Raw genomic sequence first — 13,429 nt, 5'->3', positions numbered from 1 at the left:
CTGTCTGGCTCATCAAAAGCCAAGCTACAAACAGTAAAATTAGCAGTAGGTGCGGTTTACTATGCTGATAGAACTTACAAGATCAAATCGGTACCGAGCTACCTGGCCAATACATCATTCATCAAAGCTGCTAATGATGATAAAATCAACACTCAAAATACTTTTTTAACTTTCAAAGTTAGCCGCGCTTCAACAGTATACGTAGCGTACGACCCTCGCGCTAAAAAATTACCTACCTGGTTGCAAGGCTTCACTAAAGTTAGCGAGCAATTGGGTATAGATGATCCAAAATTAGCAGGCATGAACTTATACAAAAAAGATTACGCCGCAGGTACAATTAGCGTAGGTGGTAACCTGGCTGGTTCAGCTACCGGAGCCCTTTGCCAATACATACTAATTGTTAAAGAAAAATAAGCTGAATATAATTCAAATAAACACGAAAGGCATTCCCGATGGGATGCCTTTCGTGTTTGGATGATTTTGTGGATTTAATAACAATGCATTCGAGCCACATGATCAAAACAACAATCGCCGCAAATATTTCAAACACAAAAGCCGGAGATGTATAAACATCCCCGGCTTTTTATTTATTAGCTGATCCGCTAAGATCAGTACCGGTATTTATTTGCTTACCTCATCCAACAATGATACTTCTTCGGCTGTAAGTGTGATTTTATCCGCCGCGAAAAGTGTGGTTAGCTGGGCTTCGCTGGTGGCACTAACAATGGGCGCGCCTATTTGCGGTTTGGCCATTAACCAAGCAAGGGCTATTGATGCCGGTTCAACCTGATGGTTAGCAGCGATGGTATCAAGCGCATTTAAAACAGCTATGCCTTTTTCATTCAGATACTTCTTTACACCTCCACCGCGGGCGCTCTTGGCAAAATCAGCCTCGGTACGGTATTTACCGGTTAGGAAACCCGCGGCTAATGACCAGTACGGAAACACCGTCAGATCATACTGCTGAGCCAGGGGCAGGTATTTTGATTCGTAGTCGGCACGTTCAAGCAGGTTGTAATGGGGCTGCAAGGCAACATATTTTGGAAAGCCATTAGCTTCAGCTACCGTGAACGATTCCACCAACCTCTCAGGCGAAATATTCGACGCGGCGATATACTTTACCTTACCTGCCTTTACAATTTCATCATAAGCGGCCAGCGTTTCTTCAACAAGTGTGCTTTCGTTATCAAAATGGGTGTAATACAGGTCTATCTGCTCTACCTGCAAACGTTGTAATGATTCATCAACAGATCTTAAGATATGCTGCCTGCTTACATCAAAGCCATGCTCCTTAGTTTCCGAACCTACCTTGGTAGCAATTACCAGGTCGTTACGGTTGCCCCTGGCTTTTATCCACTCGCCAATAATGGTTTCTGAAAGGCCGCCTGTTCCGTTCACCCACCACGGGTAGGTGTCGGCCGTATCAATAAAATTATAGCCTTCGGCCACAAATTTATCCAGTATGTTAAATGATTGTTGCTTATCCAAAGTCCAACCAAAAACGTTACCACCAAAATTAATTCTGCCAACCTCAAGGTCGGTATTACTGATCTTTACTTTTTTTGACATGTTTTTATAGTGTATAGATTATTTAAAATGTTAGATGGACTTCCCACAATTAACGTTCGCCATAAAAATCGGGCGTTGGGTTAAGCCCTTTGTTTTGCCATTGATGCCAGTACGGGTAAATAGGTGGAACGGTGCTAACCTCGTCAAGTCTTTTAACCTGTTCGGCACTTAAGTTCCACCCTATGGCGCCAAGATTCTCAATTAACTGCGCCTCGTTACGTGCGCCAAATATTATGCTTGATACCGTTGGGCGTTGCAGCACCCAGTTAAGGGCAACCTGGGCTATTGTTTTGCCGGTTTCTTCGGCTATCTCGGCAAGTACGTCAACTGTATTATAGAACACATCCTCTTTCACCACCATTTCGGGTACCGGGCTACCGCCCTGCGCTACACGTCCGTTCTCGGGGATGGGCTGACCGCGGCGGTATTTACCCCCAAGTCTGCCTGCTGATAGCGGCGACCAAACAATGGCTCCAACTTTTTGATCAATACCCAGCGGCATCAACTCCCACTCGTATTCGCGGTTGGCTAAGGAATAGTATACCTGGTGAGCCACATAGCGGTTCCATCCGTATTTTTCAGAAACGGCGAGCGATTTCATCATGTGCCAGCCCGAAAAATTGGAGGCGGCAATGTATCTTACCTTTCCGCTTTGTACCAGGTCATCCAGTGTGCGTAAGGTTTCTTCAACAGGAGTATTGCCATCAAAACCATGCATGTGGTATATATCCAGGTAATCGGTACCCAAACGTTTCAGGCTTCCCTCAATTTGTTTGGTTAAATGGTAACGAGATGAACCCTGGTTGTTAGGACCATCGCCAAATGTAAATGTGGCCTTGCTTGAGATGATGAGCTTATCGCGCTGCTTACCGGCAATAGCCTTGCCCAGCACTTGTTCTGACAGGCCATCCGAATACATATCGGCCGTATCAAAAAGATTTACGCCCGCGTCAAGGCAAATATCAACCAGGCGGGTGGCCTCATCAGCCTGTGTGCTGCCCCAGGCCTTGAAAAAATCGTTCGAGCCGCCAAAGGTGGCTGTACCCAAGCTTAACACCGGTACTTTTAATCCTGAATTTCCTAAAAATCTGTATTCCATGTTTTGATGTGTTTTAAGTTCGATCAATAATGATGCGCTGATGCACCTATTAATTATCATAACAAAGTTCATGCTCGGGCATAGCTGATTTATTGTAATTACCACGTATTATTATGTACTTTTATGGCATACGGAGATTTTTTAGATGAAAAAAACGCAGTTTGAGCACCTCGTTATCCACGATCTGGAAGAGGAAAAATTCCATTTACCGGTACATAGCCATACCTATTACGAAATAGTATACATATGGAAAGGCAAAGGTGTTCACTTAATTAACAGCAGCCGCTTACCTTACAAGGCCGGCGATCTGTTTATCATCAGTCCGGAGGATGAGCATTATTTCGATATAAAGGCAACTACCCGCTTTACATTTATCAAATTTACGGATGCCTACTTTTCGGGCCATAAAATGCACGTGCCTGATGCCTTTAACGAATACACGCCCGAGTCGGTAATGCGCAACAGATTGTTGAAAGAGGTAAAGCTGCAAATGGATGAGCCTTGTATCTCCATATTACGCAACACGGTAGAGAACATCATCAGCTACAATTGCCGTAAGGATGTGGCATCATCCTCAATTGTTTACTACCAGATACTATCGTTATTAGGTTTGATAAAAGAAGCCGCTGCCAAGCTGAATATACGTATCGATCACGGACAGCCGGATAAAGAAGCCCTTATTTCATACATCCATCAGCACATCTATCAGCCGGATAAAGTTCAGATCAAACATATATCCACAAGTTTTTCCATAGCGCCATCATACTTTAGCGATTACTTTAAGCGCAATTTTGGTATGAGCTACCGTAATTACATTAACGATTACCGGGTTATACTGATAGAGAAACGACTGGAAGTGCCTACCCTACCCGTTAAACAGATCACCAAAGAATTTGGCTTTACAGACGAAAGTCACCTATCGCACTTTTTTAAAAAGCTACGAAAGATGACCCCTGCCGAACACCGCAAACAGTTTCTGTCTATCACCACATCTGATAGTATTAAAGTACCGAATTTGGTGTGATGAATACATTTTGCATGTCGACCCGGTCTAACTTCAATGTGTTTTAGTTGATGATGCCGATATCTTTCAGCCATTTCTTCACCTCATCGCGTACCTGCTTTTCTTTGCCATCCTTCATCACAAATAGTATCGCATCCCTTTCCTTGCCGCCTGTTGTAGTAAAGCCCTCTTTAAGGTTACAACCTTTGCATAGTTGCTTAACGGTTTCAAAACTGCTGCCTATGCCATAACCCGCGTTAGTATTAAAGGGGATCACCGTTTTACCCTTAAGATCATACTGGCTTAAAAAGCTTTTCATGGGCGGCGGCAACTGCATCCCCCACGTTGGGAAGCCTATAAATACCACATCATATTTATTGATGCCATCAATACGTGTTTTTAGCGGAGGCAGGTAACCTGTTTCATTTTCTTTAGCTACCTGGTTTACGGTGGTTTGGTAATTGGCCGGGTACGGGGTTTTTAACTCCAGCTCAACCAGATCGCCACCTGTAAATTCGTTGATCATTTTGGCTACCGCCTGGGTATTACCCGTGCGCGAAAGGTAAACTATAAGCACTTTTTGTTTGTTACCTTGCTGGGCACAGGAGGTGTTACCAAACAGGCAAACTGAAAACAGGACGAGTGTTATTGTATATAAGCTGCTTTTTATACTCATGATGTTTTGCGCGGGATGATTACTTACGCGGCACAAAGTTGCTTACTAATTACCTCCTGTTTATTATATGGATTACTGTATTACTTACCATTATTACTGTTTTATAAAGCACTAATCCCGGTCTATACGATATAGCCGCCCTGCATCAGTAATGGCATACAATGCATCATCAGTACCCTGGGTAATATCCCTAAAGCGCTGACCTTCGCTGGCCAGTAATCTTTCTTCGCCGGTTACACGGTTGTTTTCAATGGTTAAGCGCGCAATGTGCTCCCCGCTTAAAGCGCCGATAAACAGGTTATTCTCCCATTCGGGCACGCGGCTGCCACTGTAAAATGTCATTCCGCTGGGCGATATTACCGGGTCCCAGTAATACACCGGTTGTTGCAATCCGTCCTGCTGCTGAATACCGCTGCCTACAGGCTGGCCGCTGTATTCAATACCGTAAGTAATGGTTGGCCAGCCATAGTTAGCTCCGGCTGCTATACGGTTGATCTCGTCGCCCCCGCGAGGCCCGTGCTCACTTTGCCAAAGTTCGCCGGTTACCGGGTGTATGGCAATGCCCTGCGGGTTACGATGGCCAAGGGTATACAACTCGGGGCGGCCGGTGGCCTGCCCTATGGTTGGGTTGCCGGATGCCGCCTGCCCGCCGGTAGTGATACGGATGATCTTACCTCATGACGCGTTTAGTGATTGCGCCAATGGCCGGGTGCTAAGGTCTGACCGCTCGCCTGTACTCACCAACAGGTTGCCGGTTGCATCAAACAGAATACGCCCGCCATAATGGGCGGTACCGCTGTAGCCCGGCGTTGCCCTGTAAATCACGGTAGCATTCTCAATGGTTGCTTCATCATCGGACAGGCGACCTTTGGCTACCGCGGTCAAATTGCCATTACTACCAGGTTCAGAAAACACCCAGTACACCATGCGGTTGGTATCAAAATCAGGGTCGATACAAAGACCCAATAAACCACCCTGACCACCACTGTTTACCGTATGGATACCCGTTATTGGGCTGCCAACCTGCCCCGATGTGGTGACTATACGCATAGTGCCGCCCTTTTGGGTAATGAGCAACCGCCCGTCGGGCAATGAGGTGATACCCCAGGGAGCCGTTAACGCGGTTGTAACAACGCGCGAACTATAAGCGGTAGTTGTACGGGTAGCATTAACACGGGTTTGACCGCTAAACGCAGGCGAATAACTCGTATTAGGCGGATCAGTTTCAACCGAAGATGGATTTTCAACAGATGGTTGCTCGGCCTCGGGTTCATCATTATTGCTTGAACATGCCGCCAATAGCAGTATGCCGATAGCCCATGGCAACGTAAATAGCTTTTTCATAATGGTATAATTTGGTAAATGTTGGTTTGAATTTAGAGAGAGGCAATTTGACTACACTTATCATCTTAGTATTAAATACGATACACAAGGCAGCGAAATATGATCTCAGTAAATGTAAATCAAAAGGTATACCAAGTTGATGCCGACCCGGATATGCCGCTGCTTTGGGCTATATTCCTCCACGGAGCATCAGTCGATGTTGATAAAGCTGAGTATCAACAGTCGTTATAACAACAAAAGCTCTTAATACCTTTAAGGTCGCTCATCATTCCCGGGGAAAGCGGCGTTGAGCTTTTCAACGGTGAAAGCGCTTTTTTGATCTTTCAGCATGTTGCGGATAGCGCCTACCTCTTTAGCGCTAACTGAGTTGGCCTTGTTTTGCCACGACCGGCGCAGGTAGCTTAGCAGTTGCGCTATATCTTCATCGCCAATTTCTTTGGCGCCGCCTATGCCCGGCATATCGCCGTTTATTTCGGGGGCTTTGTACTCGTGGCCGTCAACCTCAACGGGGCCGGTAAGGCCGTAAAGTACAATGGCTATCAGCCTGTTTTTATCGCCGTTTATCCACTGCGAACGGTTGAATGGCGGGGCAAGTCCCTTCACACCATTACCATCGGCACCGTGACAGGTTTGGCAGGTGCTGCTGAATATGGTCGCCCCGCGCGGAAACTCTTTTTTCAGCTTAAGCGGATCGTTATTCAGCAGGCGGTTGGTGCGGGTAGTTATCACCTTTTTTAAACGTTTCGCGAACACCGCGGCGGTATCACTTATTATTGATGCAAACTCCTTTTCACGACCGGACAGGTTACTGATCACCGCATCGGACACGTATTTGTTTGTAGGATACTGCTGTGCCAGTTGTTTAAGCATGTTGTTAGCGGCAACCTTATCGTACCCGGCAATAACCGGCGACAGGAATGCTATATATGGCGCAACCGCTTCATCATTAGCGGTAACCATTCTTTGCAATTCGGCCACATAATTTTTGTATGATGCTTTATCAATAACCGACGGAAGTACACTCAGCGCCTGCACCCGCAACCAGGGGTCGTTGCTTTTTAGAAGTGATGTTACCTCGTCATTACTCAAAGCATGCAAACCCTCTAAAGTCCATAAGGAGTGGATGGCTTGTATTTTACTTGAGGCTTGCAGGGCTTGTTTTAACGCGGGGATAGCAGCCGTCAGTTTATTATCAATAATGGTTTGCTGGGCACGGTCGCGCAACCAGCCGTTGGTGTTGCCAAGTAGTTTTACCAATTCCTGGGCATCCTGCGGTATGGTAATTGGGTTGGGGTTACTGCCTGTGGGTACTATCTTATAAATACGCCCGCAATTTAATGGTTGCGACAGGTTGCGCTTGGCAATCTCTCCCTTAAGGTAACCGGTAAGGTATGTTTTATGCTGAATGATGCCGCGGTACATATCTGTTATGTACAAAGCGCCATCGGGCCCATCGTTCAGGTTTACCGGGCGGAAACGTTCATCGGTACTGGCTAAAAACTCGTGGCCTTTGTAGGCTTGTTTACCTTTGGTTAAGTAACCATTGGCATTAATAACATTACGCTTTATGAGGTTTGCTGATGGCTCGGCTACAAAAACATTTTGCACGCTATCGCCCCATAGCCCGCCACGGTACACCAGCGGCCCACAAGCGGCAGTAAAGCTAACCAACCTTTGCTTATCATCAAGCATGCCTGCAGTGTAACCACGGTTTACACCGGATGTTGGCCGGGCAGGGTAAACGCGATTATCGGCCACAATGCGTTCGGTAAATCCGGCAACGTTCAATTGGTCGGCATTGCCCGTGCCGAAGCCGGGCAAAAAGTAATCGCCAATTACGTTTGATGAATTATCGTTATAATACAATCTCCCATAATTATCCTGACTAATACCCCATTGCCCCCTGAAGTGTGTGCGCTGTATTACCCATTTACCGTCGATAAAACGGTATCGTTTAGATGATTTGGCATTGTATATCCAATTATCCATAGCGCGCAGTAATCCATTAGGCTGATGCTCTACGTTACCTTCTTCGGTATATTTCGAGTCGACCAGTGTGCGCTTGCCCGGTTTATCGCCATTAATAGGGTAAAACCATAGCCTCGGTGGCTCTGCAACCAGCACGCCACCATTGATCAGGCATAAAGCACGGGGTAAACGCAGCGAATCAATAAAAACGGTGCGGCGGTCATACCGGCCATCCTTATCATCATCATTCAGGATGACGATCTTACCTGTAGGGTCATCCTCGCCTGTGCCTAAAGTATCGGGCATGTAGCCGTTCATCTCAACAGCCCATAAGCGGCCTATGTTATCAAAGGTTATAGCCACAGGGGTACTTACCAATGGTTCGGCGGCTACCAGCTTAACCTCGTAGCCGGGTTCCAGTTGTATTTGGCTCATGGATTCAGCAGCCGTTAGCACTTTTGATGTGGTGAAGTCGATGCTATCCTTTACCTCCGCAGGCTTACTGCTTTCACTTACTGCTGCGGGCGCGGCTGGTACAGGTTTACGGCTAACGCATTGCACAATTATAGTACAGCCTAAAAGCAAACCGGCACATATCAAAAAGCTTTTCGCCCCGCGAACTTTGTTAAAAATCATCAGTAAGTGTTTATATGGTTACCCCCTCGCAAATATGTTTATTTTTCACATTATGAGGGTGTTTGATTTGTAACAAGTATAATTCACTTTGAGCTACCGGAGAAATGTACACGATAAACCTGATCATAAAAAAAATCAGCTAACTGTTGTACCTGCAACGATTAGCTGATGCTGATCAAAATTAACGAAGTGCCGAATGTTGGCTTTACACTACACAATATTTAAAGGCTATTTTGTTACGATGCTAACAACATATCAAAACTTTGATACTCCCATCCAATGGGGTGCAATTCGTTCTCAACGCGTTTAAAAGTTACGCCATAAATATAAAGCAGGCCATCGCGCTCATCGGTAATTGCCGCAGGTACGGTAATCGATTGGTGATTTAACAAAGCCTCATCTGGAAGCTTTGTAAGGGCTAAAACCCCCTCAAATTGAATTTCGCTTTCGGTATGCATATCGTGTTATTGTTTTTTGGTTTATACCACTAAATTAGGGCAAATAGGGACAGCGTGCTACCACACAATCAGTACAACTACCGTAAACAAAGTGTGCAAAATGTTAATTTACTGCACTTTGCTTCACACACTTACCTTTATTTTGACAGTCGCAACATTTAATTAATGATTACAACGCCCGTAATCCCCTCTAATATTCAGGCTCAAATAAAATGCCATTTTAACAATCCCTGCTTTTCACTAAACATTGCCTTAACACCAAAAACCTACCTTGCGCCAAAACATCTGTGTATGCAAACTACTACCATGTATCGTGCTATATTTAAACTTAACCAACCTGATGACAGCCATAAATTTCAACCACTGCCGCAAGCAGCAGGGCAATATCCCTATCACCTGAAACACCCTGGCGAGGATAAGGACGAGTTGGTTTTCAACATGGTGGGCGATACAGGTGGCTTTCGTGACAATGCTTTTCAGCACAGGGTTGCAGCCTTAATGGCCAATCAGGCTGAAAAACCCGACTTTTTGTACCATTTGGGCGACGTGGTTTATCATTATGGCGAGGCACAAGGTTATGCCGATCAGTTCTTCAAGCCTTATGAAAAATATTCGGCACCGATATATGCCATAGCCGGTAACCACGATGGCGATGTTAACCCAGGCGCCGGGCAACCATACCATAGCCTGGATGCCTTTACCACCGTATTTTGCGGCACCGAACCACGCGATATAACATTTAGCGGTGGTAGCCAACGTAAAAGCGGCATACAGCCCAATGCGTACTGGACGCTCGACACACCATTAGCCACCATTATAGGCATGTACAGTAACGTGCCCAAATACGGCGTGGTTACTGCCGAGCAACGCGCCTGGCTGGTAGAAGAATTATATACCGCGAATAGCTTACGACCGGCCAAAGCCATTATTCTGGCCATTCACCATGCGCCTTATTCGGCCGATATTAATCATGGTTGCAGCAGGCCTATGATCGAATTACTGGAAGGTGTGTTTGCTGAAACGGGCATCCGGCCCGATCTGGCGGTTAGCGGGCACGTGCACAATTATCAGCGTTTCCAAAAAAATTACGATAACGGTACCTTAACCTATCTGGTTGCCGGGGCGGGCGGTTTTGATGAGCTACACCCGCTGGCTCATGCCAATGACCCGCATTTTAGCGCCGACGACCCTTTGCTGGACAACATTACCCTCGCCGCATCGCAGGACACCCGGCACGGCTTTTTAAGGATCAGCATTAAAAAAGAAACACAAGGGCTTACGCTTAACGGCGCATATTATACTATTGACCCACTACCGGAGAATGGCGCTACTTTGGCGGATAGCTTTAGTATTGTGGTTGGGTAAAAAATAAATTAGATACTGGCCTGATAATTATATTCTTTAGCGTTAAACCTTTATTGCCCATCACCGTCAGAAGGTGGTAAACTTTAAACCATAAACAGATACAATGAAACCTAACACCCGCCTAAAGCATTTTGGTAAAGCCATTTGCCTGTTAACATTGATCGCTTTTTCATCATGTAAAAAAGACAATAATGCCGGCATTGATGAAACTACTGAACCCACGTTAAAAATCTCATCAGCAACTTATGAGTGGGGCGAGCTTGCTATTAATAAAAAAGATCAGGTTGACAGCATAGCTTATAACAGCGACGGCAAAATACAATCAGTATTGAATTATGATATTGATAGATCGGTATCAACAAACGTAGGTTTTAGCTACCAGAACAATCAGTTCACTTTAGATAGCCGCTATAACGATACATATGAGGTTGATGCGCTTGGACGGGTCACTACACATAAAACCTATGAGGTGCAAAACGGCTACGATATTATTCACATACAACGCTTTACTTATGATGAAAACGGCTATTTGAATAAGGTGATCATATTGATCAATTTTGACGGCAAGGAGGGTGAACCTTATTCAACCATTAATTACGAGGTTGTAAATGGCAACTACACCAAATTTGCGTTAGTAAATACCGATGGCACTGTAACAAGACAGTACGTTTTAAAGTACAATACCTCAAAAAAGGTATATAACCCGGGAGCGCTTTTTGCCCCTATATTCGCGGCTAATACTACGGTGAACATTGATAAATATTTGAACTATGGTAAGGCATCGGTAAACTTATTAACCGGTGTTGATTTTACTATTAAGGCTTTAAATAATACTGTTACTTCCGGCTCGTTCACCGCGGTTACCGAAACCGATGCCGACAACTACCTTACAAGCCTGCAACTTACCGGTGATCAGATTCAGGATTTCCCATCAGATAACCTTTCACCGCTACCTCGAAGCATAAAATTCTCCTATAAAAAGTAAATTGAGTAAAAATATAAATCAGCAAGGCCTCTCTAAAAAAAATTAGAGAGGCCTTGCTGGTTTATGATCACTAATGAACAAGCTAATGATTTGAATATTATCCCTCTAAAATAAATTATGCGCACACCCGTTATTGCATAAAACCTTAAACTAAACGCAATTACCTACTCCTATGGCACGTACCTTATTACTCTCTTTGCTATTTTTTAGCTGCCTGCAAATACATGCGCAAAATTTACCACTGGCACTTGAGGACAAAAGAATGAACGCCCATTTAGTCGGTCGCAAACCGGCTCAATTATCTATCAAGATTAATAATTTGCCAGATAGCGTAAAGCAAGTACGTATAACCTATACGCTGGTGCAATTCAGCAGCGATCTGCAAGTAACAAAGTATACCGAAACAGGTGCCGATGGCTCAGCCACCATCACACTAAATGATAATCTCCCGCACCAACAGATTTGGTTGACCGTTGGCGATTACTTATACAGCGGTATTTATGTTGATGGAGGATTAAAGGTTACCATAGACGCTCAAAAGGCCGCCAAATCACAAATATATTTTATTGGCGATGGGGTTGTTTATTCAGGTAAGGATGGAGAACTGAATACTGTTGCTAATAAATATGTACTGTTCAGAAAGGATGAACGTGATGGTTTGATATCTAAAGCATACACATTACGCATGGCAAAAAAGGCCGCATCTGTTGATTCTCTCACATTCAAATTCGACTCTTTATACAAACGAATTGTGCTTATAAACAATGAGTTTATTAAGCAATATCCAAAATTTGGCCCCACTGTAGCCAACGAAACTTTATCCGATTTCTATGTAACGGTTAGCCTTGCATATTCAAATGAAAAAATGCCCGACAGTTTGTTTAAAGCCGTAAGCAAGCATCAGCCGCTTTTCACCAGCAATGGTGGTGCTGATTATTATCATCGCTTATACACATACCTTTGGATAAATAATCAGGATAAAACTAAAAACGAATTAACGGGGATATTAAAGTTGCTTGATAGTACTTACCCGTCATCAGACAAAGCTGATATTTTAAAACTATTAGCGATGGATATGTATAAGGATAATTTTGAGAAATTCTATCCCGTCATCATCGCACAAATAAATACGCCCTGGTGCAAGCAATTAGCTTTACAGGAGTTTGATAAGGCCAAAGCCCTGCAAAAACGCGTTGATAATCTTTTCAGCAAAACTACCGCGCAGGGTACTGATATTGCTACGCCATTATACAAAACCAAATTTGATGCCGAACTGTACCAATTAGATACCCTAACCAGCGTTGAGGCTTTTATGCAGCAACTGAAAGTTAAATTTGGTAAAAAGGCGCTGATACTTGATTTTTGGGCCACATGGTGCGGCCCCTGCCTGAGCGACCTGCCTTTTAGTAAAGGCCTGCACAACGAAAATAAAGACCTGCCGATCGAGTATATTTACCTTTGCTCATCCAATAGCTCTACTACCGACAAATGGAAAAACAAGGTTGGCGAACTCGAAATTCCTGGAACGCATATTTTTGTTAAGGAGGAGTTGTTAGAAAAAATAAAGCAATACATTAACGCCAAAAGCGGGTTCCCATCGTACGCGCTTATTGATATTAACGGCAAGCTATCAACCTCAGCTATTACCCGCATGGAGCCTTTGAACAGGGAAAGCCTTATGAATATGGTTGGGGTGAAGAATGATGGGGAAGCAAAATAGTAAACATTAATGTTCAAAGAAAAGCGGGAACTCTTATCATATCCACCCTGGTTATTGGCTATTTACGGTTGCATAGTAGCCGGGGTAGTAATTTTTTTTGTATATGATTCATATACACAACCGCCAACGTACGGTATATTGGCTACCGATGTGGTCAATGAACTTACTGTTACCGGCGAGTATCAGAAGGGTTGGCGCGGCAATCCTGTATTTTACTCGCCCGATCATTATATTCCCGGAGGTAATAAGCTTACCCATATACACTGCGACAATAAAAAGGATTATGACCGGTATAATGTTAACCTGAAAACCCTAAAGCAGGAGGATTTGGAGGATGATGATTATGAATTAGCAAAAGTAGCATATCCTTATACGCTGTATAAAGGTAAAGACAGCCTGATCCATGTAAAGCAAGGAGGTTGCAGCCTCACTTTCAAGATGGGATATTATGATCCTGATTACAAAGATCCGTATGATGTTTGGTGGGAAGTATTTGTAAAAAAGGTTCGGGATATGTTTTAAGTTTTTCTTATCCCAAACGTCACCCCAATCTCACAACGCCCGTTATAAGTCACCCTTCTATCATCTTCATTTGTGATGACATTA

12 protein-coding genes and 1 pseudogene are annotated in these 13,429 nt (G+C 44.4%); 7 read left to right on the top strand and 6 right to left on the bottom strand.

Annotation, left to right across the window (positions count from 1 at the left end; all coding sequences use genetic code 11):
- On the top strand, window positions 1-414 hold a 414-nt coding region (locus IM792_RS20205), incomplete at its 5' end, for a hypothetical protein (RefSeq protein WP_228085287.1).
- Between the two features lie 207 nt (window positions 415-621).
- Here IM792_RS20205 and IM792_RS20200 read toward each other — a convergent pair.
- Together IM792_RS20200 and IM792_RS20195 are read right to left on the bottom strand one after the other, a co-directional pair.
- Window positions 622-1,569, bottom strand: a complete 948-nt coding sequence (locus IM792_RS20200; protein ID WP_194103730.1) for an aldo/keto reductase — start codon at window positions 1,567-1,569, stop codon at window positions 622-624.
- A gap of 49 nt (window positions 1,570-1,618) precedes the next feature.
- Entirely contained in the window at window positions 1,619-2,668 is a 1,050-nt protein-coding gene (locus IM792_RS20195) for an aldo/keto reductase (protein ID WP_194103729.1), read from the bottom strand.
- Window positions 2,669-2,813: 145 nt separating this feature from the next.
- Between IM792_RS20195 and IM792_RS20190 the strand changes: the two genes are divergently transcribed.
- The gene (locus tag IM792_RS20190; RefSeq protein WP_194103728.1) at window positions 2,814-3,692 is read left to right on the top strand and encodes an AraC family transcriptional regulator; all 879 of its coding nucleotides are present in this window, start codon (window positions 2,814-2,816) and stop codon (window positions 3,690-3,692) included.
- 43 nt (window positions 3,693-3,735) lie between these two features.
- On the opposite strand, the gene IM792_RS20185 is transcribed toward IM792_RS20190, so the two are convergent.
- The gene (locus IM792_RS20185; RefSeq protein WP_194103727.1) at window positions 3,736-4,347 is read right to left on the bottom strand and encodes a flavodoxin; all 612 of its coding nucleotides are present in this window, start codon (window positions 4,345-4,347) and stop codon (window positions 3,736-3,738) included.
- Window positions 4,348-4,458: 111 nt separating this feature from the next.
- A pseudogene (locus IM792_RS20180) lies at window positions 4,459-5,691 on the bottom strand (PQQ-dependent sugar dehydrogenase).
- Window positions 5,692-5,790: 99 nt separating this feature from the next.
- On the opposite strand from IM792_RS20180, the gene IM792_RS21440 reads away from it, so the two are divergent.
- Window positions 5,791-5,922, top strand: a complete 132-nt coding sequence (locus IM792_RS21440) for a hypothetical protein (RefSeq protein ID WP_255521549.1) — start codon at window positions 5,791-5,793, stop codon at window positions 5,920-5,922.
- Window positions 5,923-5,943: 21 nt separating this feature from the next.
- Here the strand turns inward: IM792_RS21440 and IM792_RS20175 are convergent, their stop codons facing one another.
- Together IM792_RS20175 and IM792_RS20170 are read right to left on the bottom strand one after the other, a co-directional pair.
- On the bottom strand, window positions 5,944-8,295 hold the full coding sequence (locus tag IM792_RS20175; RefSeq protein ID WP_194103726.1) for a c-type cytochrome: 2,352 nt from the start codon (window positions 8,293-8,295) through the stop codon (window positions 5,944-5,946).
- A 236-nt stretch (window positions 8,296-8,531) separates the two neighbouring features.
- Window positions 8,532-8,753, bottom strand: coding sequence for a hypothetical protein (locus IM792_RS20170; protein WP_194103725.1), 222 nt, complete (start codon window positions 8,751-8,753; stop codon window positions 8,532-8,534).
- Window positions 8,754-9,044: 291 nt separating this feature from the next.
- Between IM792_RS20170 and IM792_RS20165 the strand changes: the two genes are divergently transcribed.
- From IM792_RS20165 to IM792_RS20150, 4 genes are all read left to right on the top strand, one after another.
- Window positions 9,045-10,118 (top strand): metallophosphoesterase, encoded by a 1,074-nt coding sequence (locus IM792_RS20165; protein ID WP_194103724.1) that lies wholly within the window; start codon window positions 9,045-9,047, stop codon window positions 10,116-10,118.
- A gap of 103 nt (window positions 10,119-10,221) precedes the next feature.
- On the top strand, window positions 10,222-11,103 hold the full coding sequence (locus IM792_RS20160) for a hypothetical protein (protein WP_194103723.1): 882 nt from the start codon (window positions 10,222-10,224) through the stop codon (window positions 11,101-11,103).
- Window positions 11,104-11,275: 172 nt separating this feature from the next.
- The gene (locus IM792_RS20155; RefSeq protein ID WP_194103722.1) at window positions 11,276-12,823 is read left to right on the top strand and encodes a redoxin family protein; all 1,548 of its coding nucleotides are present in this window, start codon (window positions 11,276-11,278) and stop codon (window positions 12,821-12,823) included.
- A gap of 9 nt (window positions 12,824-12,832) precedes the next feature.
- Window positions 12,833-13,345 carry a hypothetical protein gene (locus IM792_RS20150; RefSeq protein WP_194103721.1) on the top strand — a complete coding sequence of 171 codons (513 nt, stop codon included), beginning with the start codon at window positions 12,833-12,835 and terminating at the stop codon, window positions 13,343-13,345.
- Window positions 13,346-13,429 lie beyond the last annotated feature (84 nt).

Source organism: Mucilaginibacter sp. JRF (genome assembly GCF_015223065.1).
Classification (GTDB): Bacteria; Bacteroidota; Bacteroidia; order Sphingobacteriales; family Sphingobacteriaceae; genus Mucilaginibacter.
This window is presented reverse-complemented; position numbering and strand designations above follow the sequence as displayed.